This is a genomic window from Flavobacterium stagni (assembly GCF_004122105.1).
GTDB classification, from domain to species: Bacteria; Bacteroidota; Bacteroidia; order Flavobacteriales; family Flavobacteriaceae; genus Flavobacterium; species Flavobacterium stagni.
Window position 1 is genome coordinate 129869 of record NZ_SBKN01000006.1, and the last position, 26485, is coordinate 156353.

The window sequence follows — 26485 nt, forward strand, 5'->3', positions numbered from 1 at the left end:
TTATTTTTGTTTGAATGCTTTTTCAGCTGGGAAATAAGCTGTATCAGCTAGTTCCTCTTCAATACGAAGTAACTGATTGTATTTAGCCATACGGTCAGAGCGAGAAGCCGAACCGGTTTTTATTTGACCACAATTTAATGCAACAGCCAAATCAGCGATGGTCGTATCTTCTGTTTCTCCAGAACGGTGCGACATTACGGAAGTATAACCCGCATTGTGTGCCATAGAAACGGCAGCAATGGTTTCTGTCAAGGTTCCAATTTGGTTTACTTTAACCAAGATTGAATTAGCGATTCCTTTTTCGATACCTGTAGACAAACGACTCACATTCGTTACAAACAAATCGTCACCCACTAATTGAACACGATCGCCAATTTTATCGGTTAACAATTTCCAACCTTCCCAATCGTCTTCGTACATACCATCCTCGATGGAAACGATTGGATATTTTGTGGCCAATTCTGCCAAATAATCCGCTTGCTCTGCAGAGGTACGCACTTTACCTTGAGCCCCTTCAAACTTGGTATAATCGTATTTACCGTCTACATAAAATTCTGATGCCGCGCAATCCAAAGCTACTTTTACATCTTCTCCAAAAGTATAACCTGCTTTTTCAACAGCTAATTTGATAGAATCCAAAGCATCTTCTGTTCCTCCGGCAAGATTGGGAGCAAAACCTCCTTCATCACCCACAGCAGTGGATAAATTTCTATCGTGTAATACTTTCTTTAGGTTATGGAAAATCTCAGTTCCCATTTGCATAGCGTGGGTAAAAGATTTTGCTTTTACAGGCATAATCATGAATTCTTGAAAAGCAATAGGCGCATCAGAATGTGAACCTCCGTTGATAATATTCATCATCGGAACCGGCAACGTATTGGCTGAAACTCCTCCTACATAGCGATATAAAGGCAATCCTAATTCATTGGCGGCCGCTTTTGCTACCGCTAAAGAAACACCTAAAATAGCGTTAGCACCTAAATTGGACTTATTGGCTGTACCGTCCAATTCAATCATCGCTTTATCGATAGCATTTTGTTCAAACACGGAAGTTCCTATAATTTCTGGAGCAATTTTAGTATTTACGTTTTCAACCGCATTTAATACCCCTTTACCCATATAACTTTTGCCGCCATCACGCAATTCAACAGCTTCATGTTCGCCAGTTGAAGCGCCACTTGGAACTGCAGCACGTCCTAACACTCCATTTTCTGTGATAACATCAACTTCAACAGTTGGATTTCCACGGGAATCCAAGATTTGACGCGCATGTACTTTAATAATAATACTCATTTTGTATGAATTTAATAGTTATTCGTTGTTTATTTCACAAATTTAATTAATCGAAAGTGACTAATTTATCAATTCATTAAAAACTTATAAACTCAAACGTTTTAGCTAAAATTTGACGGTAAAAAGCTGCAAGAAGGGAAAAACAAAATGTTTCATTTTTTATATGTTTTTTCTTACTTTTTAACTTCTTTAAACATTTACACCGATATAATTAAACTTTTTATCGATATTTTATTTGGTAGATTAATTAAAAATGATGTATTTTTACTCAACCAAATCAAAATCAAACAATTCAAGGAATGAAAAACCTACTAAAAATCATCGTTTTTACATGGATACTCTTTTGCAGTTCCATCCTTTTTGCTCAAAATTACCGCAATGCCAAAGCCTATATTAATGATTTTGGCAAGAATGAATTGTTTGTCAAAGAGTCGTTAATGGAATATTCAAAATCGATTATCGACTTTACACCCGACTCCCGTGTAAATACAACTTTGGAGCGAATCTATTTAAAGTTAGAGGACATCAATGAAAACCTACTTCGCAATGACAGAGGTGTTGATGGCGATATGACTTTGCGTGATGCCTTTATTCGTTTGAACAACAAAACCATAGAATTACTGAAAAATAAATCGTTAAAACTGAACGATTATCAACTTCAAAGTGGTCTAGACTATTCCGAAATTTTTAAAAATTTCGCGCACAAAGAATTGGAAATTTCAAAATATTATGCTGAAATCTTGGCTTATGAAACGGCCAAAAAAGAATTTGGTTTAAAACATAAAATCATTATTCGCAGTTTTAACAAGCGTAATGTTTTTGAATACAATGCCTATCAGAACTTAATTTTCTACAAAATCAATGTTTTGGATGACAAATTGGTCCAATTACTGAAATACCGTGACACAGATAAAGTTATGGAATGCATCAATTTCATGAGTGGAATAGCTCAAGAATCCTTAGTAAAAACCGACCTACTTAAAGACGATTACGAGGATCAATCTATGGTAGAAGCCAATATTGAATTTGTCAATTATATCATTCAACAAAACGAAACACTGCTGCCTTTATTTCAAAAATACGTTACGGTTTATGAAGATTTTCAAAAAATAAAAAAGCAATTTTTGGAAAGTAATACTCCGATTAAAGTAGAAGATTACAATGCTGAAGTACGCCGTTATAATGAAATAAAAAACACTTTTTTTGACGCGCTTTATGTAAATCAGGTCAAAAAAAGTGATTTGATAAAACGTTGGTACATTACCAACAGTCAATTCTTAAAAAACAATATCGAGTTTGAAGATCTGTACGAGAAATTCACCAATGTCGATTAAACGTTTACTGCTTTTGTCTCGTGCATAGCCACTACAAAATCGTCAAACAAATACGATGAATCGTGTGGTCCCGGACTTGCTTCAGGATGGTATTGCACTGAAAAACAAGATTTTGATTTCATTCGCATACCGGCAACTGTTTGATCATTCAAATGATAATGAGTGATTTCCAAATCGGGATGTTGTTCCAATTCTTCGCGATTTACTGCAAATCCATGATTTTGAGAAGTAATCTCACCCTTACCCGTTTTAATATTCATTACTGGATGATTGATACCACGGTGACCGTTAAACATTTTGTAAGTGCTTATTCCATTGGCTAATGCAATAATTTGGTGACCAAGACAAATACCGAATACGGGTTTGTCTGAAGCAATCATTTGACGTGCGGTCTCTTGGACTTGCGTTAACGGGTCAGGATCGCCAGGACCATTGGACAAAAAATAACCATCGGGATTAATAGCAGCTAGTTTTTCAAATGGAGTATCGTAGGGAAATACTTGAATATAACAATTTCTTTTTGCCAAATTGCGCAGAATATTCTTTTTGATTCCTAAATCGAGTGCAGCTATTTTATACGACGCCTTTTCATCTCCGAACGAATACATTTCTTGAGTAGAGACTTTAGAAGCTAATTCCAATCCTTTCATGTCTGGAATTAGAGCCAATTGTTTTTTCAATTCTTCAATTGGGGTGCCATCAGAACAAATTACCGCATTTTGTGCACCGTGATCTCTAATATAGCTTACTAAAGCTCGGGTATCAACATCGGCAATGGCTACACGATTTTGTTGGATAAAATACGACAACAAATCACCTTCTGAATCGGGACGAGAATGCGTAAAACTAAAATTTTTACACACCAATCCAGCAATTCTAATTTGATCCGATTCCGTTTCTTGATTATTCACCCCATAATTACCAATATGTGCATTGGTGGTCACCATAATTTGACCAAAATAAGAAGGGTCTGTAAATACTTCTTGGTAACCGGTCATTCCGGTATTGAAGCAAACTTCACCAAAAGTAGTTCCTGAGATTCCAATGGATTTGCCATAAAAAATGGTTCCATCGGCCAATAATAAAAGTGCCTGAGGACGTGTAGTATATTTCATGAATGTTGTGTTGTTGGTTGCAAAATTAGGTTTTAGAATTTGGACTCAAAAATTCTTTTGTAAAACTTTATAAACAAAAAAAAAGGATAAACTCGAAAGCTTATCCTTTATATTTAAAGTGATGAATTCATTATTCTGCACTTTCAGTAGTTTCTTCAGAAGAAGTTTCAGGTGTTTCAGGAGCAGCCTCAGCAGCTGGAGCAGCAGTTTCCGCTTTTTTAGCTTTACCACCACGACGGCTTTTTGCTTTTTTCTCTTCTTTCTTACCACCGTTGTACAGTTCGTTGAAATCAACTAACTCGATCATTGCCATATCAGCGTTATCTCCCAAACGATTACCCAATTTAATAATACGAGTATATCCACCTGGACGATCACCTACTTTTGCAGCTACTTCTCTGAACAATTCAGAAACTGCATATTTATTTCTTAAGTAAGCGAAAACGATACGTCTGTTATGCGTAGAATCTTCTTTTGATTTAGTGATAAGAGGCTCTACAAATACTTTTAGAGCTTTAGCTTTAGCAACAGTAGTGTTAATACGTTTGTGCTCAATAAGAGAACAAGCCATATTTGCTAACATTGACTTTCTGTGTCCGCTCTGTCTGCTTAAGTGATTTACTTTTTTACCGTGTCTCATTTTAAAATCTTTTTATTCAATAAAGAAACTAGTCTTTATCTAATTTATACTTTGACAAATCCATTCCGAACGTAAGGTTTTTGTTAGCAACCAATTCGTCCAATTCGGTTAATGATTTTTTACCGAAGTTGCGGAATTTCATCAAATCGTGTTTGTTAAAAGAAACCAAATCGCCAAGTGTTTCCACTTCAGCTGCTTTTAAGCAGTTCAAGGCTCTCACAGATAAATCCATGTCAACCAATTTGGTTTTTAGCAACTGTCTCATATGAAGTGATTCTTCATCGTAGGTATCCGTTTGTGCAATTTCGTCTGCTTCAAGCGTGATTCTTTCGTCAGAGAAAAGCATAAAGTGGTGGATCAAAACTTTAGCTGCTTCAGTCAGAGCATCTTTAGGATTGATAGAGCCGTCGGTTTTGATTTCGAATACCAACTTTTCGTAGTCAGTTTTCTGTTCCACACGGAAGTTTTCGATGGCATATTTCACATTGATTACCGGAGTAAAGATGGAATCAATGTAGATCGTACCGAATGGAGCATTTTGTTTTTTATTCTCTTCAGCGGGAACGTAACCTCTACCTTTTTCAATAGTCAATTCAATGTTGAAGTTCACTTTTGAATCAAGGTTACAAATTACCAATTCAGGGTTCAATACTTGAAAACCTGAGATGAACTTTTGGAAGTCACCCGCAGTAATCTGATCTTTACCGGATAAAGAAACGGTTACTGATTCGTTATCAATTTCTTCGATTTGACGTTTGAAACGTACTTGTTTCAAATTCAAAACGATTTCAGTTACGTCTTCTACAACACCAGAGATAGTTGAAAACTCATGCTCAACACCCTCGATTCTTACAGAAGTAATTGCGTAACCTTCTAAAGCTGATAACATTACTCGACGTAACGCGTTACCAACGGTCAATCCATATCCGGGTTCTAAAGGTCTGAATTCAAACTTACCTTCAAAATCGGTTGAATCGATCATGATTACTTTGTCTGGTTTTTGAAAATTAAATAATGCCATAATTTCGACAGGTGTCAGTTATTATTTGTTGTACAACTCTACGATCAATTGTTCTTTGATATTTTCAGGAATTTGAATTCTGGCAGGGACAGAAACAAAAGTTCCTTCTTTTGTATCATTGTTCCAAGTAATCCACTCATAAACTGAAGATGAATTAGCTAAAGAACGCTCAATTGATTCTAGAGATTTTGATTTCTCACGAACGGCAATTTTATCGCCTGGTTTCAAATGGTAAGAAGGGACATTTACCACTTCACCATTAACGGTAATATGACGGTGAGATACGATTTGTCTAGCGGCTCTTCTTGAAGAAGCGATACCCATACGGTAAACCACGTTATCTAAACGTGCTTCACACAATTGTAAAAGGATTTCACCCGTTACTCCAGAAGCAGCAGATGCTTTTTCGTAAAGATTTCTAAATTGTTTTTCTAAGATACCGTACGTGTACTTCGCTTTTTGCTTTTCCATTAATTGTACTGCGTATTCTGATTTTTTACCTCTCTTTTTAGCCAAACCATGTTGTCCTGGAGGGTAATTTCTTTTTTCGAAGGCTTTATCGTCTCCGAAGATTGCTTCGCCGAATTTACGAGCGATTTTTGTTTTTGGACCAGTATATCTTGCCATTTTTGTTTTAATTTGGGATAGAGATTATGAATTCAGGTCAAATCCTCCGATAATCTGGAATCTATCCGAGTTATACTTTAAAATTATACGCGACGTCTTTTTGGAGGACGACAACCATTGTGAGGCATTGGAGTTACGTCAATGATTTCAGTAACTTCGATACCACCGTTATGAATTGAACGGATGGCAGATTCTCTACCGTTACCTGGACCTTTAACATACACCTTTACTTTCTTAAGTCCGGCTTCCAAAGCCACTTTTGAACAATCTTCAGCAGCCATCTGCGCAGCATAAGGAGTGTTCTTTTTAGAACCTCTGAATCCCATTTTACCTGCAGAAGACCAAGAGATTACTTCACCTTTCTTGTTAGTCAAAGAAATGATGATGTTGTTAAAAGTAGCATTAATATGAGCCTCACCAGAAGATTCAACAATAACTTTACGTTTTTTTGTATTTGCTTTAGCCATACTACTTATTATTTAGTTGCTTTTTTCTTGTTAGCAACAGTTTTTCTCTTACCTTTTCTAGTTCTTGAGTTGTTTTTTGTTCTTTGACCACGTAATGGAAGACCCGCTCTGTGACGGATACCACGGTAACAACCGATGTCCATTAAACGTTTGATGTTCAAAGAAGTTTCAGAACGTAATTCCCCTTCAATTTTGTAGTAAGATACTGCATCACGGATCGCTCCGATTTCAGTGTCATTCCACTCTTGAACTTTTTTATCTTCGCTAACGTTAGCTTTCGCTAAGATTTCGCTAGCTCTGCTTTTACCTACACCGTAGATGTAAGTTAAAGCAATTACCCCTCTTTTATTTTTAGGTATATCTACCCCTGCTATTCTTGCCATAATTATCCTTGTCTTTGTTTAAATCTAGGATTCTTTTTGTTAATAACGTATAATCTTCCTTTACGACGCACAATGATACATTCTGCGCTTCTTTTTTTAACTGATGCTCTTACTTTCATTTTTTAATAACTTTAGTATCTGTAAGTGATTCTTGCTTTAGACAAATCGTAAGGGCTCATTTCCAGTTTCACTTTGTCGCCAGGCAACAATTTGATGTAATGCATACGCATTTTTCCAGAGATATGAGCAATTACTACGTGCCCGTTTTCTAATTCCACACGGAACATCGCATTGGATAATGCTTCAATGATGGAACCGTCTTGTTCTATTGCTGATTGTTTTGCCATAAAAATTAAGCTACTGCTTTTCTATTTTTACCACTTTTCATCAAACTGTCATAATGTTGATTCAATAAATACGTATTGATTTGTTGAATCGTATCAATTGCAACACCCACCATGATGATCAACGAAGTACCTCCGTAAAACATCGCCCATGATTGTTGTACATCCACACTAACAACAATCGCAGGAAAAATAGCAATAAGTGCTAAGAATAACGAACCTGGGAAAGTTATTAATGACATGATTTTATCAAGGTAGTCTGAAGTTTCAACTCCGGGTTTAATTCCGGGAATGAATCCACCACTACGTTTTAAATCGTCTGCCATTTTGTTTGTTGGAACTGTAATTGCAGTATAGAAATAAGTAAAAATGATGATTAGTAATGCAAAAACAACATTATACCACAAACCAAAAATGTTACTGAAAGCACCAGCAATGGATTGTGACGTATCTGATTTTGACAAACCTGCCACAACACCAGGAATGAACATAATTGCCTGAGCAAAGATGATTGGCATAACTCCGGAAGCATTTAATTTTAAAGGAATCCATTGTCTGTTGCCACCTGTAGCATCCTGTTCAAATTCACCGGCAGTAGTTCTGCGAGCATATTGTACAGGAATTTTTCTAACAGCCATTACTAACAGTACACATGCAATGATTACCAATAACCAAACAACAATTTCGAAAACCAAAAGCATTGGTCCACCGTTGTTGTTTGTCACACGAGATGAAAACTCTTGGAAAAGAGCTTGAGGTAATCGGGCTAAAATTCCGACCATGATTAACAGGGAGATCCCGTTTCCAATACCTTTATCCGTAATTTTTTCTCCTAACCACATGGCAAAAATGGTACCTGTAGTTAAAATTAAAACGGATGAAAATAAGAATGCAAACGAATCAAAACCTAATAAAAAGGCACTTGAAGGAATGGTTTGGTATAGGTTATAAATGTAACCAGGACCTTGTAACAAGGTAATACCGATGGTTAACCAGCGGGTGATCTGATTTAATTTCTTCCTCCCGCTTTCTCCATCCTTCTGTAACTTTTGAAGATAAGGAATTGCAATCCCCATTAATTGAACTACAATCGAAGCAGAAATGTAAGGCATGATACCCAAAGCAAATACAGAAGCTTTTGAGAAGGCTCCACCTGTAAACATATCTAGGATTGAACCTAAACCTTTATCAGTTTGACCTGCTAAACTAGCTAATTGATTTGCGTCGATACCGGGAAGAGTTACGTGAGCGCCAAAACGATACACCAATAGTAAACCTAAAGTGAAAACGATTCGGTTTTTCAACTCTTCGATTCTCCAAACACTCTTAATTGATTCAATAAAATTCTTCATAAAGTCAGAATATTATAAAGTTACCGCTTCTCCACCAGCAGCTTCAATAGCCGCTTTTGCAGTTGCAGTAAATTTGTGTGCAGTTACTTTTAATTTTGCTTTCAATTCACCTCTACCTAAAACTTTTACAAGTTCGTTTTTAGTAGCTAAACGGTTTTCTACCAAAACTGTGAAATCTACAGTGTCAGTTACAAGTCCGTTGTCTACTAAAGCTTGAAGTGTATCAAGATTTACACCTTGATATTCTACTCTATTGATGTTTTTGAAACCAAACTTAGGAACACGTCTTTGAAGCGGCATCTGACCTCCTTCAAAACCAATTTTCTTAGAGTAACCTGAACGTGACTTAGCTCCTTTGTGACCTCTTGTAGAAGTACCTCCTTTTCCGGAACCTTCACCACGACCAACTCTTTTGTTTTGGTTATGCGTAGAACCTGCAGCAGGTTGTAAGTTACTTAAATTCATAACGTATCGTGTTATTTAACTTCCTCAACGGAAACTAAGTGTTTAACTTTATTTATCATTCCAAGGATAGCTGGGTTAGACTCATGCTCCACAACTTGTCCTATTCTACGAAGACCTAAAGCAACTAAACCTCTTTTTTGAGATTGAGGACAGTTGATCTGACTTCTTACTTGTTTTACTAATAACTTTGCCATAGCGGATTATCCTTTAAAAACTTTATCCAAAGATACTCCTCTTTGCTTAGCTACAGTAGCCGCGCTTCTCATTTGTAATAAAGCATCAAAAGTTGCTTTTACTACGTTATGAGGGTTGGATGATCCTTGGGACTTAGACAATACATCGTGAATTCCTACTGATTCTAATACGGCACGAACGGCACCACCGGCAATTACTCCGGTACCATGAGAAGCAGGCATTAAATAAACGCGAGCTCCACCAAATTTACCTTTTTGTTCGTGTGGTACAGATTGACCACTCAAAGGAATTCTAACTAAGTTTTTCTTTGCATCTTCAACTGCTTTCGCAATCGCTTCAGAAACATCTTTAGATTTTCCTAATCCGTGTCCTACCACGCCGTTTTCGTCACCAACTACTACGATAGCAGAGAAACCAAACGCTCTACCTCCTTTAGTAACTTTAGTTACACGATTAACACTTACCAAACGGTCTTTCAACTCTAGTCCGCTGGGTTTTACTAGTTCGATATTTTTGTACTTGTACATAAATTAGAATTTTAGTCCAGCAGCTCTAGCGCCTTCTGCCAATGATTTAACACGTCCATGGTATAAATAACCTCCACGATCGAAAGTTATCGTATCGATTCCGGCTTTCAACGCTTTTTCACCTACAAGTTTTCCAACTTGTTCTGCGATTTCAACGTTAGTACCTTTAAAATCTACTCCCTTATCTCTAGATGAAGCAGCTAATAAAGTAACACCATTTACATCGTCTATGAGCTGTGCATAGATTTCTTTATTACTTCTGAATACAGAAAGTCTTGGTTGGGTAGCAGTACCTTTCACAATCTTTCTGATTCTGAACTGAATTCTTTGTCTTCTTTCAGATTTTGATAATGACATAACCTTTATTTTTAAGCTGATTTACCTGCTTTTCTTCTTAATACTTCACCTACAAACTTGATACCTTTTCCTTTGTATGGTTCAGGCTTACGGAATCCTCGGATTTTCGCAGTTACCTGACCTAAAAGTTGTTTATCAAAAGAAGTAAGTTTTACGATAGGGTTTTTACCTTTTTCAGAGATTGTTTCAACAACTACTTCAGGAGCAATTTCTAAAACAATATTATGAGAGTAACCTAAAGCTAAGTCTAATTTTTGACCTGCGTTAGAAGCTCTGTATCCAACCCCTACTAGTTCCAATTCATTGGTAAAACCGGTTGACACACCTGTAACCATGTTACTGATTAACGCGCGGTATAAACCGTGTTTTGATCTTTGATCTTTGTAGTCAGATGATCTTTCAACTGTGATTTGATCACCTTCAACTTTTACAGTTACGTCCGAAAACTCCTGTGTAAGTTGACCTAATTTTCCTTTTACTGTAATCACACCTTCGCCTAGAGTTACCTCTACACCCGCTGGGATTGTAATTGGGCTTTTACCTATTCTTGACATCGTTTCCCCTTTTTATTAGTATACGTAACAAATAACTTCACCACCAACATTAAGCTGTCTTGCTTGTTTTCCGGTCATCAAACCTTTTGATGTAGAAACAATAGCAATACCTAAACCGTTTAAGATTCGAGGTAATTTAGCAGCACCGGCATATTTACGTAAACCTGGTTTACTAATTCTTTGGATATCTCTAATTACGGACTCTTTAGTGTCTTTGTCATACTTAAGAGCGATCTTGATGGTACCCTGAACGGTATTGTCCTCAAATTTGTAACTAAGGATATATCCTTGATCAAATAAAATTTTTGTGATTTCTTTCTTCATATTAGAAGCAGGAATTTCAACCACTTTGTGGTTGGCCTTTGCTGCATTTCTAATTCTCGTAAGAAAATCGGCAATTGGATCTGTATACATATTGATTTATTTGCGGTTATGGTTTTCGCAGAACCCTCAGTTCTGCGAACCTTTAACCAATTAAACTATTTTTTACCAACTAGCTTTTTTCACCCCTGGAATTAATCCTTGGTTGGCCATTTCACGGAATGTTACACGTGAAATACCGAATTGACGCATGTACCCTCTTGGACGTCCAGTTAATTTACAACGGTTGTGTAAACGAACAGGAGATGCATTTTTAGGTAACTTTTGCAATCCTTCATAATCGCCAGCTTCCAAAAGAGCTTTTCTTTTCTCAGCATATTTCGCAACGGTTTTTTGTCTTTTAACCTCGCGGGCTTTCATTGATTCTTTAGCCATATCTTAATTCTTTTTAAAAGGTAAACCTAATTCAGCTAATAATGATTTTGCTTCTTTATCTGTAGCAGCAGATGTTACAAAAGTAATATCCATTCCGGCAATTTTATTTACTTTATCAATATCAATTTCTGGGAAAATGATTTGTTCAGTAACACCTAAATTGTAATTACCTCTACCGTCGAATCCGTTAGCTTTGATTCCACCAAAGTCACGTACACGTGGTAATGCAGAAGTGATCAAACGATCTAAAAACTCATACATTTTTTCACCACGTAAAGTTACTTTAGCACCAATTGGCATTCCTTTTCTTAATTTAAAAGAAGCAACGTCTTTTTTAGACAAAGTTGCTAATGCCTTTTGACCTGTGATTTTAGTTAACTCTTCAACAGCGTGATCTACTAATTTTTTATCAGATACAGCTGCACCTACTCCACGGCTTACAACAATTTTTTCAAGTTTAGGAACTTGCATTACATTTTTGTATCCGAATTCTTCTTTAAGAGCAGCGACTACGCGACTCTTATATTCTTGCTTTAGTCTTGGAATATATGCCATAACTATAATACTTGATTAGATTTTTTTGAAAATCTTACTTTCTTATCTCCTTCAGCTTTGAATCCAACTTTAGTAGCTTCTTTTGATTTTGGATCAACTAAAGCTAAGTTAGAAATGTGAATAGGAGCTTCTTTCTTAACAATTCCGCCTTGAGGATTTTTAGCACTTGGTTTAGTGTGTTTGGAAACCATGTTCACACCTTCAACAATTGCTTTATTATCTTCACGGATAACACGTACCACTTTACCTTCAGCACCTTTATGGTCACCTGCGATAACTTTTACTACGTCTCCTGATTTAATTTTAATCTTTGTCATCATCAATCGAATTAAAGCACTTCAGGTGCCAATGATACAATTTTCATGAATTGCTTCTCACGAAGCTCTCTGGCAACCGGACCAAAAACACGCGTACCTCTCATCTCACCAGCAGCATTTAACAATACACATGCGTTATCGTCAAATCTGATGTAAGAACCATCGGCTCTGCGTACTTCTTTTTTGGTACGTACAACAACTGCAGTAGAAACCGCACCTTTTTTCACGTTTCCGTTTGGTGTGGCGTCTTTAATAGAAACTACAATTTTATCTCCAACAGAGGCATAACGACGTTTCGTTCCTCCTAACACGCGGATAGTTAGTACTTCTTTAGCACCTGTGTTATCCGCAACTTTTAATCTACTTTCCTGTTGTACCATGATTACTTCGCTCTTTCAATGATTTCAACTAATCTCCAACATTTGGTTTTACTTAATGGACGAGTCTCCATAATTCTTACTGTATCACCAATGTTACAGTCATTTTTCTCGTCGTGTGCAACATATTTCTTTGTTTTTAACACGAACTTACCATATAAAGGGTGTTTTACTTTTTTAGTTTCAGCAACAACAATGGATTTCGCCATTTTGTTACTAGTAACCACACCAACTCTTTCTTTTCTTAAATTTCTTTTTTCCATCGTTCAGCGGATATTACAATTATTGTAACTCTCTTTTGCTTAATTCAGTTGCCAATCGTGCCACTGCTCTTCTCATCGAACGGATTTGGAGCGGGTTTTGGATTGGAGAAATAGCGTGTGCTATTCTTAAATCAGCATAAGACTTTTTCAATTCACCAAGTTTTGCTTGCAACTCAGCTGTAGACAGATTGATAATTTCTGATTGTTTCATAATAAAATTACTTGATTATGCTTCGAAATCTCTTGCAACAACAAACTTAGTTTTCACAGGAAGTTTCTGAGCAGCTAAACGTAAAGCTTCTTTGGCTACTGACAGAGGCACCCCTCCTACTTCAAACATGATTCTGCCTGGTTTTACAACGGCAGCCCAGTATTCAACGGCACCTTTACCTTTACCCATACGTACTTCAAGTGGTTTTTTGGTAATTGGTTTATCCGGGAAGATCTTAATCCATAACTGTCCTTCACGCTTCATGTAACGGGTAGCAGCGATACGAGCAGCCTCGATTTGACGGGATGTTAAAAATGCTGAATCCATAGATTTGATACCAAACATTCCGTTAGAAAGTACGTGACCTCTTTGAGACACCCCTTTCATTTTACCTTTCTGTACCTTGCGGTATTTTGTTCTTTTAGGCTGTAACATTTTTCTTTAGTTTAAAAAATTACTTTCTTTTACGGGCACCTCCCGATTTACCTGATTTACCATTTCTTGGCGCATCACCTTTTCCTCCGGCAGCTTGTTTTTTGTCCATGCCTACTAATGGAGATAAATCGCGTTTTCCGTAAACTTCACCTTTCATGATCCATACTTTGATACCCATTCTACCGTAAGTAGTATGTGATTCTGCCAAAGCATAATCAATATCGGCTCTGAAAGTGGATAGAGGAATACGTCCTTCTTTGAAATTCTCAGAACGTGCCATTTCAGCACCATTCAAACGACCTGAAATCATAACTTTGATTCCTTCCGCGTTCATACGCATTGCAGCGGCAATAGCCATCTTGATCGCTCTACGGTATGAAATACGGCTCTCGATTTGACGAGCAATACTAGAAGCCACTAAAAAGGCATCTAATTCTGGTCTTTTGATTTCAAAGATGTTAATTTGAACCTCTTTGTCCGTAATTTTCTTAAGTTCTTCTTTTAACTTGTCTACCTCTTGACCGCCTTTACCAATGATGATACCTGGACGAGCCGTAGTGATAGTAACGGTTACAAGCTTCAAAGTTCTCTCGATGATTACTTTTGATACACTAGCTTTTGATAAACGAGCATGGATATACTTTCTGATTTTATAATCTTCAGCGATTTTATCGCCGTAATCATTTCCACCATACCAGTTTGAATCCCATCCTCTGATGATACCAAGGCGATTTCCAATTGGATTTGTCTTTTGTCCCATACTGTTTATTAATTACTTTGTGTGTTATCTACTTGTCCTAACACGATTGTTACGTGATTTGAACGTTTTCTGATTCTGTGTGCGCGACCTTGTGGAGCTGGACGTAATCTTTTTAACATTACACCACCGTCAACTTTGATCTCTTTTACAAATAAGCCTGCTTCAGCTACATTGCCTTCACTGTTTTTCTGCTCCCAGTTGTTGATTGCAGATAATAACAATTTTTCCAATTTTCTTGAAGCTTCTTTTGAGCTGAATCTTAGGATACTAAGTGCTCTTTCCACTTTCTGACCTCTTACCAAGTCTGCTACTAAGCGCATTTTTCTAGGTGAAGTAGGGCAGTTATTTAACTTAGCAAAAGCCAAAGACTTATTCGCCTCTTTTCTTGCGTCTGCTGTATTTCTTTTACGAACTCCCATTTCTTCTTATTTTTTACCTTTATTTTTAGCTCCAGCATGACCTCTAAAAGATCTTGTTGGTGAAAATTCTCCTAACTTATGACCTACCATGTTCTCAGTTACATATACTGGAACGAACTGGCGACCATTGTGAACTGCGATTGTTTGTCCAACGAAGTCTGGGGTAATCATTGAGGCTCTTGACCAAGTCTTCACCACATTTTTATTCCCGTTCTCAGCGTTTTCTAAAACTTTCTTTTCTAATTTATAGTGAACGTAAGGTCCTTTCTTTAATGAACGTGCCATGTCTATCTAATTATTTCTTTCTGCGTTCAACAATATACTTGTTACTTGGATTAACTAAAGAACGTGTTCTATATCCTTTAGCTGGTAGACCTTTTCTAGAACGTGGGTGACCTCCTGAAGAACGTCCTTCACCACCTCCCATTGGGTGATCAACTGGGTTCATCGCTACTGGTCTTGTTCTTGGTCTTCTACCTAACCATCTGCTTCTACCTGCTTTACCAGATACAATCAACTGGTGGTCAGAGTTAGAAACTGCTCCAATTGTAGCCATACAAGTCAACAAGATTAAACGTGTTTCACCAGAAGGCATTTTAATAGTAGCATATTTACCGTCTCTCGCCATTAATTGAGCGAAAGTACCTGCAGAACGAGCAATGATAGCTCCTTGACCTGGACGTAATTCAATACATGAAATTACAGTACCAAGTGGAATTTTACTTAACGGTAAAGTGTTTCCGATCTCAGGAGCAGCATTTTCTCCTGAAGTTACTGTCTGACCTACTTGAAGACCATTTTGAGCAATGATGTAGGTTTTCTCTCCATCTGCATAAGCTAATAATGCGATAAAGGCTGTTCTGTTTGGATCGTACTCAATCGACTTAACGGTTGCAGGGATACCAAACTTAGTTCTTTTGAAATCGATAATACGATATCTTTGCTTGTGACCACCGCCTGTATAACGCATGGTCATTTTTCCTTGACTATTTCTACCTCCTGAGCTTTTTTTCGGTGCGATCAACGAACGCTCCGGCTTATCAGTTGTGATGGCGTCAAAACCATTCACGACTCTAAAACGCTGGCCAGGGGTAATAGGTTTTAATTTTCTAACTGACATTGTTTAATTAGATATTAGAATAAAAATCAATTGTTTCACCTTCCTGTACTTGAACGATTGCTTTCTTATAAGAAGCAGTTTTTCCTTGGATCAATCCACTTTTTGTGTATTTAGTAGAACGATCAGGACGTACATTCATCGTATTTACTTCAACAACGGTAACGCCATAAGCAGCCTCAACAGCTTTCTTAATCTCAACTTTGTTGGCTTTCTTATCTACAACGAAACCAAAACGATTGAAAAGCTCACCATCTTTGGTCACTTTTTCGGTAATAATAGGTTTAATTATGATACTCATGGCTCTGTTATTTACTTAAATTTTCTACAATTCCCTCTACTGAACCCTCAGTAAGCACTAAACTATTAGCATTTAAAATGCTGTAAGTACTTAATTCTGAAGAAGTTACAACCTTAGAGGCTTTTAAATTGCGTGACGACAAATATACATTTTTATTTGAATCACCCAACACGAACAAGGATTTTTTACCCTCTAACCCTAAAGCATTCAATACACTAAGGAAATTTTTAGTGCTTGGTGCATCAAAGTTGAAATCCTCAACAACGATCAAATTCGACTCTTTTGCTTTCAAAGACAATGCTGATTTACGAGCTAATCTTTTTAAACCTTTGTTCAATTTGAACGAATAACTTCTTGGTCTTGGTCCGAAGATAGTTCCCCCTCCAACAAAAACTGGAGATTTAGCACTACCTGCACGAGCCGTACCGGTACCTTTTTGTTTTTTAATTTTGCGTGTACTTCCAGCAACCTCATTACGCTCTTTCGCTTTGTGAGTTCCCTGTCTTTGGTTAGCAAGGTATTGCTTAACATCAAGATATACCGCATGATTGTTTGGCTCAACACCAAATACAGCGTCAGAAAGTTGTACTTTTCTGCCTGTATCTTTTCCGTTAATATCTAAAACTTTTACTTCCATTACTTCTGAATGATTACATACGAGTTTTTGTGTCCAGGAATCGCACCTTTAACCACCAATAGGTTTTTGTCAGCTACGACTTTCAAAACTCTAAGATTTTGTACTTTAACATTTTGACCACCCATTCTTCCAGCCATACGCATTCCTTTGAAAACACGTGATGGATACGAAGATGCACCTACAGAACCTGGCGCTCTTAAACGGTTGTGCTGTCCGTGTGTAGACTGACCTACCCCACCGAATCCATGACGTTTTACAACCCCTTGGAATCCTTTTCCTTTAGACACTCCCTGTACATCCACAAACTCTCCTTCGCTGAATACATCAACAGTGATGTTGTCACCAAGTTTGTACTCTGTTTCGAAACCTTGGAATTCAACGACTTTTTTCTTAGCAGAAGTTCCCGCTTTTTTAAAGTGACCTACAGCCGCTTTAGTTGCGTGTTTTTCTGTTTTGTCATCGAAACCAAGTTGCAACGCTTCATACCCGTCAACCTCTTTGGTTCTGACTTGGGTAACGACACATGGTCCAGCTTCGATTACAGTACAAGGAATGTTTTTCCCGTTCTCGTCGAAGATGCTGGTCATGCCGATTTTTCTTCCAATTAACCCAGACATAAAATTTATTAATTAATTAAACATTTATTAGCAATGGCAACTAGCCATTTTTTTGAGCGTGCAAATATAGAGATTAGAATTCATCAATCAAAATAATCTAAGTAATTATTTTTCAGCAAGTAATCCACAATTTTTTATAGCTCAGAATTGATTATTAGTTAAAAACTCAATCAATCCCTAAAACCTAGTGATAGCAAGACTTTAGAGAAAAAACAATCTGTAATTTAAACAATTAGATAGCCTTGTTTTTTAAAAAAATAGTTATCAACAAAATGCAACTCAACCCTTTCATCAGTTTTTTTATCTCAAAAAAAAGCGCTAAGACTGTCTGATAAATACAAAAAAAATGACCGACTAAATAGCCGGTCATTCTATCTTTAAGAAGTGATCTATCACACTTTGATTTCAACTTCAACACCACTAGGCAATTCTAACTTCATTAAAGCATCAATCGTTTTTGAAGAAGAACTATAGATGTCTAATAAACGTTTGTAAGAACTAACCTCGAACTGCTCACGTGATTTTTTGTTTACGTGAGGAGAACGCAATACGGTGAAGATTTTCTTGTGTGTAGGAAGTGGAATTGGACCCGTTACTACAGCACCTGTGCTTTTCACTGTTTTTACGATCTTCTCAGCAGACTTGTCTACCAACATGTGATCGTAAGATTTCAATTTTATTCTGATTTTTTGACTCATTTTTTCTAAGATTAAGCGTTACCTTTTGCTTTTTTGATTACCTCTTCAGAGATGTTAGAAGGAGTTTGCTCGTAGTGAGAGAATTCCATAGTGGAAGTTGCTCTACCTGAAGACAATGTTCTCAAAGTGGTTACGTAACCAAACATTTCTGATAATGGCACGTGTGCTTTGATAACTTTAGATCCCGCACGGTCACCCATGTCGTTCACTTGTCCTCTTCTACGGTTAAGGTCACCTACGATATCCCCCATGTTTTCTTCTGGAGTAATCACTTCAATTTTCATGATCGGCTCAAGGATTACAGCACCTGCTGCTTTCGCAACTTCTTTGTAACCTAACTTAGCTGCCATTTCGAATGAAAGTGCATCCGAGTCAACAGGGTGGTATGAACCATCCAATAACGTTACTTTTAAGCTATCCACAGTATAACCTGCTAAAGGCCCTTGTTTCATTGCTTCTTTGAATCCTTTTTCAACAGCAGGAACATACTCTTTTGGTACGTTACCCCCTTTTACTTCGTTCACAAACTGAAGACCCACAAAACCTTCTTCGGCTGGCTCCAAACGGAAAACGATATCCCCGAATTTACCACGACCCCCTGATTGTTTCTTGTACACTTCACGGTGTTGAGCCGTTTTAGTGAAAGCTTCTTTGTACTCTACCTGAGGCTCACCTTGGTTTACTTCAACCTTGAACTCACGTTTCATACGGTCTACTAAGATATCCAAGTGCAACTCACCCATACCCGAGATAATCGTTTGTCCTGAAGCCTCGTCTGTACGTACAGTAAACGTTGGATCTTCTTCAGCCAATTTAGCTAAAGCCATACCCATTTTATCTACGTCCGCTTTTGTTTTAGGCTCAATAGCGATACCAATTACTGGATCAGGGAATTTCATCGATTCAAGGATGATTGGGTGTTTTTCATCACACATAGTGTCACCTGTTTTGATATCCTTGAAACCTACTGCCGCTCCAATATCACCTGCCTCGATATATTCGATTGGGTTTTGTTTGTTTGCGTGCATTTGGTAGATACGAGAAATACGCTCTTTATTACCTGAACGCGTGTTCAAAATATATGAACCTGCATCCAAACGACCTGAATACGCTCTAAAGAATGCCAAACGACCTACATAAGGATCGGTTGCAATTTTGAAAGCCAAAGCCGCGAATGGCTCCGTTACATCAGGACGACGTAAAATTTTTGTTTGCTCTTCTTCTGGAAGATCAGCATCATCAGGGTGGATACCTTGAATACCGTCTTTATCTACTGGAGAAGGTAAGTATTTACATACTGCATCCAACATGAATTGAACTCCTTTATTTTTGAAAGAAGAACCACACATCATTGGGATAATCGCCATATCGATGGTAGCTGCACGTAATGCATTGTTAATTTCTTCTTCAGTAATAGAAGTTTCATCTTCCATGTATTTATCAAGTAGATTTTCATCGTACTCAGCCACTGCCTCGATCAAAGTTGAACGGTACTGACGTACTTCATCAACCATATCAGCAGGAATATCAATGATATCAAAAGTAGCTCCTTGTGTATCCTCATGCCATACAATAGCTTGATTTTTCACTAAGTCAACTACTCCTTTGAAATCTGCTTCTTCACCGATTGGCAAAGTAATCGCTACTGCGTTTGATTTCAACATGTCGCGAACTTGCTGACAAACAGCCAAGAAGTTAGATCCTTGACGGTCCATTTTGTTCACGAATCCCATACGTGGAACACGGTACTGGTCTGCTAATCTCCAGTTGGTTTCTGACTGAGGCTCAACTCCGTCTACCGCTGAAAATAAGAAAACCAATCCGTCCAATACACGTAATGAACGGTTTACCTCTACGGTAAAGTCAACGTGTCCGGGAGTATCGATAATATTAAAGTGATACCCTTTCGTATCTGCTAAGTTCTTTCCTTGTTCTGTTGGGAAATTCCAAGTACAAGTAGTTGCTGCAGAAGTAATGGTAATACCACGCTCTTGCTCTTGTGCCATCCAGTCCATAGTTGCTGCACCGTCGTGTACCTCACCAATTTTGTGTGATTTACCGGTGTAGAACAAAATACGTTCTGTGGTTGTCGTCTTTCCAGCGTCAATGTGCGCTGCAATACCGATGTTTCTGGTGTATTTTAAATCTCTTGCCATCGCTTAAATATTAAAATCTAAAGTGAGAGAATGCTTTATTTGCTTCAGCCATTTTGTGAGTATCCATTCTCTTTTTCACTGCAGCACCTTCTTCTTTAGCCGCAGCTAAAATTTCAGACGCTAAACGTGCAGCCATGGATTTCTCATTTCTTTTACGGGCATAAAGAATTAACCATTTCATCGCCATAGAGATTTTACGGTCTGGACGAATTTGCATTGGGATTTGGAAGGTAGCACCACCTACACGACGAGAACGAACCTCAACGTGTGGCATAACATTCGTTAATGCATCTTTCCAAATTTCTAAAGCAGATTTCTCTGCATCTTGTTTCTTAGTTTCTACGATGTCTAAAGCAGCGTAAAAAACGTTGAAAGCAATTGATTTTTTACCATCCCACATTAAGTTGTTCACAAAACGTGTTACCAATTGATCATTGAATTTTGGATCTGGTAAAAGAGGTCTTTTTTTGGCCTGTCTTTTTCTCATTTCTTCTGATTAAAAGTTCTTAATTACTTTTTGTCTTTTGGGCGTTTAGCACCGTACTTAGATCTTCTTTGTAGACGACCGTTAACACCAGCCGTGTCTAATGCACCACGTACAATGTGGTATCTAACTCCCGGTAAATCTTTTACCCTTCCACCTCTCACTAATACTATCGAGTGCTCTTGTAGGTTGTGTCCTTCTCCAGGGATGTATGCATTCACCTCATTACCATTAGTCAAACGTACACGCGCAACTTTACGCATTGCAGAGTTTGGTTTTTTTGGTGTAGTGGTGTAAACACGCGTACAAACCCCTCTTCTTTGAGGACAAGAATCCAAAGCAGCCGATTTACTCTTCTTAGTGATTTTGGCTCTTCCAGTTCTTACTAATTGTTGAATTGTTGGCATAATTTAAATAATAAATTTACTTATGTTTACTTTTACCCGCATTTTACGGGGTTGCAAATGTACTAATTAATTTCAATAAAAAAAATGTTGATAAATTATTTTTTACAACCATTAATTTACTGACTGTTAACCGACTATCAACCCCTGTAATTTTCTTTTTTTTTCAACGTTGTACACCAGAGAAAAATCTCAAAATTTATTTTTTTCCGCTACTTTTACATCAAATCCATGTTATGAATAAGCTCTTTGCGCTACTATTTACACTTGCTTCTTTCCTTTCAAACGGACAAGAATGGCTATTAAACATGGAAGGGAGTGAACCCAACGACCGCCAACTCCTACTTAACTTTCCGTATAAAAAGACTTTTGAATCGGAAAAAGAGTTAGCAAAGTACACCCAACAATTTTTAACCACTTTACACCAAGCCGGATTTGCCTCGGCCTTTTATCAATCCATTCAAAAAAACAGCCCAAATAACTACACCTATCATATCCACTTCGGCAATGCCATTCGGCAACTATATATTAAGGAGTACAAATCATCCGCTACCACTACTTTTGCTTTTATACCTAAAGAAAATATAATTCCCTTCTCCAAAAGTGAGCAATACCTAAATCAACTCATACAAAACTTTGAAAAATCAGGCTATGCTTTTGCGAAAATTCAACTGACACAACTTCAAGTTCAACAAGACACCCTTTACACTACTCTTACCTATGAGCCCGGTGCCAAAAGAAATGTCAATGCAATTGTCATCAATGGTTATGACAAATTTCCGGATAGCCATAAAAAAGAATTGGAACGACTTTTTCGCAACAAAACCCTAAACCAAGAAACAATTGAAAAACTGCACAAGACAATCAATCAGTTTCGATTCGTTCGGTCTGTAAAATATCCCGAAATTCTATTTACTAAAGAAGCCACCCAAATTTTTACCTACATAGAAAAAATAAAAGCAAATACCTTTGACGGCTACATCGGATTTACCAACAACGAAAATGGAAAACTCATTTTTAACGGTTATGTTGATGGCAGCTTACTCAATGCGTTAAACAACGGAGAAAAAATTAATGTGTATTGGAAAAGCAACGGTCAATCCCAACGCACCTTCAATTTACTTTGGGAACAACCCTATATTTTTAAATCGCCCTTAGCCCTAAAGGCACAATTGAATATTTTTAAACAAGATAGCACCTTTCAAAACACCCAAACCAATTTTGACCTAGGGTATTGCCTTTCTTTTAATTCCCGAATTTACCTCGGGTATCAATCGGCCGAATCCAGTGACATCAAAAATGCAAATACCGCTAACTTAAAAGATTTTAAAAACAATTTTCTCACTGCCCAATGGAATTGGAATGTGAAAAATGACCAAGAAGATGCTTCTCTTTTTCCAGAACGGACACTTTTTAATTTCAAAATAGGAACAGGGAAAAGAAAAACGAGCACTTTAACCAATTCGCAATTCTTGGCACAACTCGCCATTCAACATCAATTTTACTTCAATCGGCGCAATAGTATCCAATTAAAAAACCAATCGTTCCTTCTCCAGAGCGAACACTACTTAACCAATGAATTGTTTCGTTTTGGCGGAATAAACTCAGTGCGCGGATTCAATGAAAACACATTACAAGCCAATTTCCTTTCTGTCTTATGCAGTGAATACCGCTACACTCTATCCGATAATTTATACCTACATAGCGTTATCGATTATGGCTATTTTCAAGACAAAACCACGCAAACTTCGGGTAACTTGCTCGGACTCGGATTCGGATTTGGATTATTGAACAAAAACGGATTACTCAATTTTGTGTATGCCAATGGTTCTACCAACAATCAAGCTGTTAAACTATCAAACTCTATTGTACAAATTAGCTTGAAAACTTCTTTTTAATAGAATTCCTATTAATTACGACACTAACAATTTGATTTACAGTCAACACAAAATAGTAAAGTTCAATCAAAACTCTTAAATACACATGAATTTTATCGAATAATCACCCAAATGTTTGTGGTATTGGTTTTTTTTTAAGAATTTTAACTTATTATTAACTATACCAAACAAAATAATGAAAAGAAAACTACACCATTTTCTGGTCCTATTTGCAGTATTTATGCTGCAAAGTGCATTTGCACAAAGGACGGTCAGCGGTACAATTACCGATGACAGTGGGCTCCCAATCCCAGGAGCCAATGTTTTGATTAAAGAAACCAAAGCGGGCGTTCAAACAGACGTGGATGGAAAATTTTCCATCAAAGCAGAGGCAAATCAAACATTAGTTGTGAGTTTCATCGGCTACATAACCAAAGAAGTAGCTGCCAGTGAAACCAATTTAAAAATCAAACTCAAATCAGATGCCGTTGGCCTTGATGAAGTTGTAGTTACCGCACAAGGGATCAAGCGCGACAAAAAATCGTTGGGTTATGCATCACAACAAATTGCTGGTGGCGACTTAAACGGCGGGGCAACTGATGCCAATGTTTCCAATTTACTTTCAGGTAAAATTGCAGGGGTAGAAATCCGACGCAACAATAACATGGGTGGTTCTACCAACGTTGTAATTCGCGGAAGCAAATCTTTAACAGGAAACAACCAAGCACTTTGGGTTATTGATGGTGTGCCAATTGACAATTCCAACACGAACTTTACCAGTCAACAACAAGGAAGTTCAGGGTACGACTATGGTAACACCGCTTCGGACATTAATCAGGAAGACATTGAAAGCATTAACGTATTAAAAGGTGCTGCTGCAACTGCATTATATGGATCGCGCGCAGCCAATGGTGTTGTTTTAATTACCACAAAAAAAGGCCGTAGTAAAGACAAAGGAATTGGCGTTACTTTCAATTCAAGCTATACTGTAGGCACAATTGACCGTTCTACTTTTCCAAAATACCAAGACAAATACGGAGCGGGTTACGGAATGTATTATGGAGACCCTTCAGGCTATTTCGATTATTTTGACGTAAACGGCGACGGTATCGATGATTTAGTGGCACCTACTTATGAAGATGCCTCATACGGAGCTCCCTTTCAAGGACAGTCGGTTTACCAATGGACTTCTTTCACACCCTATTCAAGCAATTATGGCCAACCTACTCCTTGGAGAGCCGCTGCTAACGGACCTATTTCATTTTTCAACAAATCCATCATTTCAAACAATAGCGTAACATTAGAAACAGCTAATGATAAAAGTTCGCTTTTAATGACGTTGACGAATTACGATGAAAAAGGGATTATGCCCAATAGTAATTTGAAGAAAAATCAAATCAGTAGCCGTTTTAGCCATAAAGTTACCGATAAATTTACCGTAAACTCTTATGCTTCTGTTACATTACAAAAAACAACAGGACGTAACTCAACCGGTTATAACGACAACATTATGTCCAATTTCCGTCAATGGTGGGAAACTAATGTGGACATCAAAGACTTGGAACAAGTCTACAATAATTCAGGAGGACAAAACATCACTTGGAACTTTGCTGATGTATCAAGCCCTGATGGATTAGTGCCTATTTTCTGGGATAATCCCTATTTTACGCGCTACAAAAACTACTCTAGTGACCGCAGAAATCGTTTAATCGGTTACATTTCTGGTACGTATGAAATTGCGAAATGGTTGAATGCTACTGGACGTATTTCTTTGGATACTTACAATCAATTACAAGAAGAACGCCGCGCTATTGGTTCTATTCCAACTGGTTTCGGACTTTCTCCAGTAGATGAAGGATCAGGTTACCAACGTTACACCAAAGGATTCACTGAAATCAATTACGATTTCATGTTGAATTTCAATAAAAAATTTGGACAAAACATTAGTCTTACCGGAGTACTAGGAACCAACGTACGTCGTCAAAATCTAGATGGTGTTTTGGCTTCTACAATCGGAGGCTTAGTTGTTCCTGAATTGTATGCTTTATCCAATTCAATGTATGAATTACCTTTCCCTGTGGAAACCAAATACCACTGGGGTGTTAACGGTATTTATGCGCAAGGAAGTTTAGGATATAAAGACACCTATTTTATGGAAGCTTCATTACGTAGAGATGCCTCTTCAACACTTCCTGTAGGACAAAATGTATATTATTATCCCGCCTTATCTGGTTCGGTTATTTTATCTAACTTATTAAAAGTTGATGCTTTGAATTTTGCCAAATTTAGAGCCAACTATGCGGAAGTAGGAAATGACGCTCCGCCATTAAGTTTGGTGAACACGTTCCAACGCGATTTGAATTTCCATGGGAATCCTGTATATACTTTACCAAACACCAACAAAAACCCACAATTAAAACCTGAAAGAACAAAATCATTTGAGCTTGGTTTAGAAGCGAGTTTCTTGAAAAAACGTTTAGGTTTTGATGTGAGTTTCTACAACAACCGCTCGGTTGACCAAATCGTATCTGGTGCAGTTTCATCAGCATCTGGTGTAACCAATGCCGTTGTGAATGGTGGAGAAATCCAAAATAGAGGTTTGGAATTACAATTAACAGGTACGCCAATTAAAACGGATGACTTCCAATGGAATGTTACCGTTAACTGGTCAAGAAACCGAAACAAAGTAATTTCATTACCTGCTGGATTAGAAAACTTACAACTAGGTAGTTTCCAAGGAGGGATTACCATCAACGCTGCTCCAGGCGAACCGTATGGAGCTATTAAAGGAACTGATTTTATTTATCATCCTAACGGACAACCCATCATTGATCAAAGTACAGGTCGTTATTTGGAAACTACAACTTCAGACAATATTATTGGTAATATCAACCCTGATTGGATTGGAGGTATTCGAAATAATATTTCCTATAAAAATTTGGCTTTGAGTTTCTTAATCGATATGCAAAAAGGCGGCGATATCTTCTCATTAGATATGTATTATGGTTTAGCCACAGGTCTATATCCTGAAACAGCTGATAATGGTGTTCGTGAAACTGGGGTAATTCTACCAGGTGTGGCACCAAACGGTAGTCCGAATACCGTGTATACTGTAGCACCAGAATATTATGGAAACAATTACGGTTACCGTCGTACTCCAGACAAAGCGTTTGTTTATGATGCTTCATTCATCAAATTACGTGAGGTTTCGTTAACGTACAATTTCAATAAAAAAATCTTGAAAAATGCATTTATTAAAGATGCTAAGGTGAGTTTAGTAGGAACCAACTTGTGGATTATTCACAAAAATCTTCCTTACGCAGATCCAGAAAGTGGTTTAACCTCAGGTAACCTTTCACGCGGTTACTCTGTTGGTTCATTACCCACCACTCGTAACATTGGTGTTAACTTAACTTTAAAATTCTAG

Annotated in this window: 37 protein-coding genes; 3 read left to right on the top strand and 34 right to left on the bottom strand. The window is 37.5% G+C overall.

The features are described from left to right. Positions 1-1293, bottom strand: coding sequence for a phosphopyruvate hydratase (eno, locus tag EQG61_RS10530; RefSeq protein ID WP_129461884.1), 1293 nt, complete (start codon positions 1291-1293; stop codon positions 1-3). Between the two features lie 299 nt (positions 1294-1592). Between eno and EQG61_RS10535 the strand changes: the two genes are divergently transcribed. Next, positions 1593-2627 carry a hypothetical protein gene (locus tag EQG61_RS10535; RefSeq protein WP_129461885.1) on the top strand — a complete coding sequence of 345 codons (1035 nt, stop codon included), beginning with the start codon at positions 1593-1595 and terminating at the stop codon, positions 2625-2627. Here the strand turns inward: EQG61_RS10535 and carA are convergent. The 33 genes from carA to rpsL all read right to left on the bottom strand — a co-directional run bounded on the left by carA (position 2624) and on the right by rpsL (position 21184). Next, positions 2624-3742, bottom strand: coding sequence for a glutamine-hydrolyzing carbamoyl-phosphate synthase small subunit (gene carA, locus EQG61_RS10540; protein WP_129461886.1), 1119 nt, complete (start codon positions 3740-3742; stop codon positions 2624-2626). The two genes, EQG61_RS10535 and carA, sit on opposite strands and share 4 nt — an antisense overlap. Positions 3743-3872: 130 nt before the next feature. Next, positions 3873-4382, bottom strand: a complete 510-nt coding sequence (gene rplQ / locus EQG61_RS10545) for a 50S ribosomal protein L17 (RefSeq protein WP_129461887.1) — start codon at positions 4380-4382, stop codon at positions 3873-3875. Between the two features lie 28 nt (positions 4383-4410). Next, entirely contained in the window at positions 4411-5403 is a 993-nt protein-coding gene (locus EQG61_RS10550; protein ID WP_129461888.1) for a DNA-directed RNA polymerase subunit alpha, read from the bottom strand. A gap of 21 nt (positions 5404-5424) precedes the next feature. Then, positions 5425-6030, bottom strand: a complete 606-nt coding sequence (rpsD, locus tag EQG61_RS10555; RefSeq protein WP_129461889.1) for a 30S ribosomal protein S4 — start codon at positions 6028-6030, stop codon at positions 5425-5427. A gap of 83 nt (positions 6031-6113) precedes the next feature. Continuing rightward, positions 6114-6497, bottom strand: coding sequence for a 30S ribosomal protein S11 (gene rpsK, locus EQG61_RS10560; RefSeq protein ID WP_073361281.1), 384 nt, complete (start codon positions 6495-6497; stop codon positions 6114-6116). 8 nt (positions 6498-6505) lie between these two features. Then, positions 6506-6880: a 30S ribosomal protein S13 gene (gene rpsM, locus EQG61_RS10565; protein ID WP_129461890.1), complete on the bottom strand. Its 375-nt coding sequence runs from the start codon at positions 6878-6880 to the stop codon at positions 6506-6508. A gap of 2 nt (positions 6881-6882) precedes the next feature. Further along, on the bottom strand, positions 6883-6999 hold the full coding sequence (gene ykgO / locus EQG61_RS10570; RefSeq protein ID WP_002987490.1) for a type B 50S ribosomal protein L36: 117 nt from the start codon (positions 6997-6999) through the stop codon (positions 6883-6885). A gap of 12 nt (positions 7000-7011) precedes the next feature. After that, entirely contained in the window at positions 7012-7227 is a 216-nt protein-coding gene (infA, locus tag EQG61_RS10575; protein WP_026714631.1) for a translation initiation factor IF-1, read from the bottom strand. Positions 7228-7232: 5 nt separating this feature from the next. Next, positions 7233-8576 carry a preprotein translocase subunit SecY gene (gene secY, locus EQG61_RS10580; RefSeq protein WP_129461891.1) on the bottom strand — a complete coding sequence of 448 codons (1344 nt, stop codon included), beginning with the start codon at positions 8574-8576 and terminating at the stop codon, positions 7233-7235. Between the two features lie 12 nt (positions 8577-8588). Then, complete coding sequence (rplO, locus tag EQG61_RS10585) at positions 8589-9041, bottom strand: 50S ribosomal protein L15 (protein ID WP_129461892.1); 453 nt, start codon at positions 9039-9041, stop codon at positions 8589-8591. A gap of 11 nt (positions 9042-9052) precedes the next feature. Continuing rightward, positions 9053-9235: a 50S ribosomal protein L30 gene (gene rpmD / locus EQG61_RS10590; protein ID WP_129461893.1), complete on the bottom strand. Its 183-nt coding sequence runs from the start codon at positions 9233-9235 to the stop codon at positions 9053-9055. A 6-nt stretch (positions 9236-9241) separates the two neighbouring features. Then, positions 9242-9763: a 30S ribosomal protein S5 gene (gene rpsE / locus EQG61_RS10595; protein ID WP_129461894.1), complete on the bottom strand. Its 522-nt coding sequence runs from the start codon at positions 9761-9763 to the stop codon at positions 9242-9244. Between the two features lie 3 nt (positions 9764-9766). Then, positions 9767-10120 carry a 50S ribosomal protein L18 gene (gene rplR / locus EQG61_RS10600; RefSeq protein ID WP_129461895.1) on the bottom strand — a complete coding sequence of 118 codons (354 nt, stop codon included), beginning with the start codon at positions 10118-10120 and terminating at the stop codon, positions 9767-9769. Between the two features lie 11 nt (positions 10121-10131). Continuing rightward, positions 10132-10674, bottom strand: coding sequence for a 50S ribosomal protein L6 (gene rplF / locus EQG61_RS10605; RefSeq protein ID WP_129461896.1), 543 nt, complete (start codon positions 10672-10674; stop codon positions 10132-10134). A gap of 15 nt (positions 10675-10689) precedes the next feature. Beyond that, entirely contained in the window at positions 10690-11088 is a 399-nt protein-coding gene (rpsH, locus tag EQG61_RS10610; protein ID WP_129461897.1) for a 30S ribosomal protein S8, read from the bottom strand. A gap of 72 nt (positions 11089-11160) precedes the next feature. Beyond that, entirely contained in the window at positions 11161-11430 is a 270-nt protein-coding gene (gene rpsN / locus EQG61_RS10615) for a 30S ribosomal protein S14 (protein WP_073361301.1), read from the bottom strand. Positions 11431-11433: 3 nt separating this feature from the next. After that, positions 11434-11985, bottom strand: coding sequence for a 50S ribosomal protein L5 (gene rplE, locus EQG61_RS10620; RefSeq protein ID WP_129461898.1), 552 nt, complete (start codon positions 11983-11985; stop codon positions 11434-11436). Between the two features lie 2 nt (positions 11986-11987). After that, positions 11988-12302 carry a 50S ribosomal protein L24 gene (gene rplX, locus EQG61_RS10625; RefSeq protein WP_129461899.1) on the bottom strand — a complete coding sequence of 105 codons (315 nt, stop codon included), beginning with the start codon at positions 12300-12302 and terminating at the stop codon, positions 11988-11990. Positions 12303-12313: 11 nt separating this feature from the next. Beyond that, on the bottom strand, positions 12314-12682 hold the full coding sequence (gene rplN / locus EQG61_RS10630) for a 50S ribosomal protein L14 (protein ID WP_007803649.1): 369 nt from the start codon (positions 12680-12682) through the stop codon (positions 12314-12316). 2 nt (positions 12683-12684) lie between these two features. Beyond that, positions 12685-12942: a 30S ribosomal protein S17 gene (gene rpsQ, locus EQG61_RS10635; RefSeq protein WP_129461900.1), complete on the bottom strand. Its 258-nt coding sequence runs from the start codon at positions 12940-12942 to the stop codon at positions 12685-12687. 19 nt (positions 12943-12961) lie between these two features. Then, positions 12962-13153 carry a 50S ribosomal protein L29 gene (gene rpmC / locus EQG61_RS10640; RefSeq protein WP_129461901.1) on the bottom strand — a complete coding sequence of 64 codons (192 nt, stop codon included), beginning with the start codon at positions 13151-13153 and terminating at the stop codon, positions 12962-12964. A 15-nt stretch (positions 13154-13168) separates the two neighbouring features. After that, on the bottom strand, positions 13169-13588 hold the full coding sequence (gene rplP / locus EQG61_RS10645) for a 50S ribosomal protein L16 (protein WP_129461902.1): 420 nt from the start codon (positions 13586-13588) through the stop codon (positions 13169-13171). Between the two features lie 19 nt (positions 13589-13607). Then, on the bottom strand, positions 13608-14348 hold the full coding sequence (rpsC, locus tag EQG61_RS10650; RefSeq protein WP_129461903.1) for a 30S ribosomal protein S3: 741 nt from the start codon (positions 14346-14348) through the stop codon (positions 13608-13610). Between the two features lie 8 nt (positions 14349-14356). Next, on the bottom strand, positions 14357-14767 hold the full coding sequence (gene rplV / locus EQG61_RS10655) for a 50S ribosomal protein L22 (RefSeq protein WP_073361313.1): 411 nt from the start codon (positions 14765-14767) through the stop codon (positions 14357-14359). A gap of 6 nt (positions 14768-14773) precedes the next feature. Further along, a complete protein-coding gene (gene rpsS, locus EQG61_RS10660) occupies positions 14774-15052 on the bottom strand; it encodes a 30S ribosomal protein S19 (RefSeq protein WP_073361315.1) in 279 nt (92 codons plus the stop codon). A gap of 10 nt (positions 15053-15062) precedes the next feature. Then, entirely contained in the window at positions 15063-15887 is an 825-nt protein-coding gene (gene rplB / locus EQG61_RS10665) for a 50S ribosomal protein L2 (protein WP_129461904.1), read from the bottom strand. Positions 15888-15894: 7 nt separating this feature from the next. After that, the gene (gene rplW, locus EQG61_RS10670) at positions 15895-16185 is read right to left on the bottom strand and encodes a 50S ribosomal protein L23 (protein WP_129461905.1); all 291 of its coding nucleotides are present in this window, start codon (positions 16183-16185) and stop codon (positions 15895-15897) included. Positions 16186-16192: 7 nt separating this feature from the next. Beyond that, positions 16193-16822 carry a 50S ribosomal protein L4 gene (gene rplD / locus EQG61_RS10675; protein ID WP_129461906.1) on the bottom strand — a complete coding sequence of 210 codons (630 nt, stop codon included), beginning with the start codon at positions 16820-16822 and terminating at the stop codon, positions 16193-16195. Further along, on the bottom strand, positions 16822-17439 hold the full coding sequence (rplC, locus tag EQG61_RS10680; RefSeq protein ID WP_129461907.1) for a 50S ribosomal protein L3: 618 nt from the start codon (positions 17437-17439) through the stop codon (positions 16822-16824). Before rplC ends, rplD begins: the two co-directional genes overlap by 1 nt. 392 nt (positions 17440-17831) lie before the next feature. Next, a complete protein-coding gene (gene rpsJ, locus EQG61_RS10685) occupies positions 17832-18137 on the bottom strand; it encodes a 30S ribosomal protein S10 (protein WP_023579610.1) in 306 nt (101 codons plus the stop codon). Positions 18138-18148: 11 nt separating this feature from the next. After that, on the bottom strand, positions 18149-20293 hold the full coding sequence (gene fusA / locus EQG61_RS10690; protein WP_129461908.1) for an elongation factor G: 2145 nt from the start codon (positions 20291-20293) through the stop codon (positions 18149-18151). Positions 20294-20303: 10 nt separating this feature from the next. Beyond that, positions 20304-20780 carry a 30S ribosomal protein S7 gene (rpsG, locus tag EQG61_RS10695; protein ID WP_129461909.1) on the bottom strand — a complete coding sequence of 159 codons (477 nt, stop codon included), beginning with the start codon at positions 20778-20780 and terminating at the stop codon, positions 20304-20306. Positions 20781-20803: 23 nt separating this feature from the next. Continuing rightward, the gene (rpsL, locus tag EQG61_RS10700) at positions 20804-21184 is read right to left on the bottom strand and encodes a 30S ribosomal protein S12 (protein ID WP_072781281.1); all 381 of its coding nucleotides are present in this window, start codon (positions 21182-21184) and stop codon (positions 20804-20806) included. 233 nt (positions 21185-21417) lie between these two features. Here rpsL and EQG61_RS10705 point away from each other — a divergent pair, with 233 nt between their 5' ends. Next, complete coding sequence (locus EQG61_RS10705; RefSeq protein ID WP_129461910.1) at positions 21418-23079, top strand: ShlB/FhaC/HecB family hemolysin secretion/activation protein; 1662 nt, start codon at positions 21418-21420, stop codon at positions 23077-23079. A 175-nt stretch (positions 23080-23254) separates the two neighbouring features. Further along, complete coding sequence (locus EQG61_RS10710; RefSeq protein WP_129461911.1) at positions 23255-26485, top strand: SusC/RagA family TonB-linked outer membrane protein; 3231 nt, start codon at positions 23255-23257, stop codon at positions 26483-26485.

Coding starts and splice junctions, on each gene's coding strand:
- eno (WP_129461884.1), bottom strand. CDS start 1,293: ATGAGTATTATTATTAAAGTACATGCGCGTCAAATCTTGGATTCCCGT.
- EQG61_RS10535 (WP_129461885.1), top strand. CDS start 1,593: ATGAAAAACCTACTAAAAATCATCGTTTTTACATGGATACTCTTTTGC.
- carA (WP_129461886.1), bottom strand. CDS start 3,742: ATGAAATATACTACACGTCCTCAGGCACTTTTATTATTGGCCGATGGA.
- rplQ (WP_129461887.1), bottom strand. CDS start 4,382: ATGAGACACGGTAAAAAAGTAAATCACTTAAGCAGACAGAGCGGACAC.
- EQG61_RS10550 (WP_129461888.1), bottom strand. CDS start 5,403: ATGGCATTATTTAATTTTCAAAAACCAGACAAAGTAATCATGATCGAT.
- rpsD (WP_129461889.1), bottom strand. CDS start 6,030: ATGGCAAGATATACTGGTCCAAAAACAAAAATCGCTCGTAAATTCGGC.
- rpsK (WP_073361281.1), bottom strand. CDS start 6,497: ATGGCTAAAGCAAATACAAAAAAACGTAAAGTTATTGTTGAATCTTCT.
- rpsM (WP_129461890.1), bottom strand. CDS start 6,880: ATGGCAAGAATAGCAGGGGTAGATATACCTAAAAATAAAAGAGGGGTA.
- ykgO (WP_002987490.1), bottom strand. CDS start 6,999: ATGAAAGTAAGAGCATCAGTTAAAAAAAGAAGCGCAGAATGTATCATT.
- infA (WP_026714631.1), bottom strand. CDS start 7,227: ATGGCAAAACAATCAGCAATAGAACAAGACGGTTCCATCATTGAAGCA.
- secY (WP_129461891.1), bottom strand. CDS start 8,576: ATGAAGAATTTTATTGAATCAATTAAGAGTGTTTGGAGAATCGAAGAG.
- rplO (WP_129461892.1), bottom strand. CDS start 9,041: ATGAATTTAAGTAACTTACAACCTGCTGCAGGTTCTACGCATAACCAA.
- rpmD (WP_129461893.1), bottom strand. CDS start 9,235: ATGGCAAAGTTATTAGTAAAACAAGTAAGAAGTCAGATCAACTGTCCT.
- rpsE (WP_129461894.1), bottom strand. CDS start 9,763: ATGTACAAGTACAAAAATATCGAACTAGTAAAACCCAGCGGACTAGAG.
- rplR (WP_129461895.1), bottom strand. CDS start 10,120: ATGTCATTATCAAAATCTGAAAGAAGACAAAGAATTCAGTTCAGAATC.
- rplF (WP_129461896.1), bottom strand. CDS start 10,674: ATGTCAAGAATAGGTAAAAGCCCAATTACAATCCCAGCGGGTGTAGAG.
- rpsH (WP_129461897.1), bottom strand. CDS start 11,088: ATGTATACAGATCCAATTGCCGATTTTCTTACGAGAATTAGAAATGCA.
- rpsN (WP_073361301.1), bottom strand. CDS start 11,430: ATGGCTAAAGAATCAATGAAAGCCCGCGAGGTTAAAAGACAAAAAACC.
- rplE (WP_129461898.1), bottom strand. CDS start 11,985: ATGGCATATATTCCAAGACTAAAGCAAGAATATAAGAGTCGCGTAGTC.
- rplX (WP_129461899.1), bottom strand. CDS start 12,302: ATGACAAAGATTAAAATTAAATCAGGAGACGTAGTAAAAGTTATCGCA.
- rplN (WP_007803649.1), bottom strand. CDS start 12,682: ATGGTACAACAGGAAAGTAGATTAAAAGTTGCGGATAACACAGGTGCT.
- rpsQ (WP_129461900.1), bottom strand. CDS start 12,942: ATGGAAAAAAGAAATTTAAGAAAAGAAAGAGTTGGTGTGGTTACTAGT.
- rpmC (WP_129461901.1), bottom strand. CDS start 13,153: ATGAAACAATCAGAAATTATCAATCTGTCTACAGCTGAGTTGCAAGCA.
- rplP (WP_129461902.1), bottom strand. CDS start 13,588: ATGTTACAGCCTAAAAGAACAAAATACCGCAAGGTACAGAAAGGTAAA.
- rpsC (WP_129461903.1), bottom strand. CDS start 14,348: ATGGGACAAAAGACAAATCCAATTGGAAATCGCCTTGGTATCATCAGA.
- rplV (WP_073361313.1), bottom strand. CDS start 14,767: ATGGGAGTTCGTAAAAGAAATACAGCAGACGCAAGAAAAGAGGCGAAT.
- rpsS (WP_073361315.1), bottom strand. CDS start 15,052: ATGGCACGTTCATTAAAGAAAGGACCTTACGTTCACTATAAATTAGAA.
- rplB (WP_129461904.1), bottom strand. CDS start 15,887: ATGTCAGTTAGAAAATTAAAACCTATTACCCCTGGCCAGCGTTTTAGA.
- rplW (WP_129461905.1), bottom strand. CDS start 16,185: ATGAGTATCATAATTAAACCTATTATTACCGAAAAAGTGACCAAAGAT.
- rplD (WP_129461906.1), bottom strand. CDS start 16,822: ATGGAAGTAAAAGTTTTAGATATTAACGGAAAAGATACAGGCAGAAAA.
- rplC (WP_129461907.1), bottom strand. CDS start 17,439: ATGTCTGGGTTAATTGGAAGAAAAATCGGCATGACCAGCATCTTCGAC.
- rpsJ (WP_023579610.1), bottom strand. CDS start 18,137: ATGAGTCAAAAAATCAGAATAAAATTGAAATCTTACGATCACATGTTG.
- fusA (WP_129461908.1), bottom strand. CDS start 20,293: ATGGCAAGAGATTTAAAATACACCAGAAACATCGGTATTGCAGCGCAC.
- rpsG (WP_129461909.1), bottom strand. CDS start 20,780: ATGAGAAAAAGACAGGCCAAAAAAAGACCTCTTTTACCAGATCCAAAA.
- rpsL (WP_072781281.1), bottom strand. CDS start 21,184: ATGCCAACAATTCAACAATTAGTAAGAACTGGAAGAGCCAAAATCACT.
- EQG61_RS10705 (WP_129461910.1), top strand. CDS start 21,418: ATGAATAAGCTCTTTGCGCTACTATTTACACTTGCTTCTTTCCTTTCA.
- EQG61_RS10710 (WP_129461911.1), top strand. CDS start 23,255: ATGAAAAGAAAACTACACCATTTTCTGGTCCTATTTGCAGTATTTATG.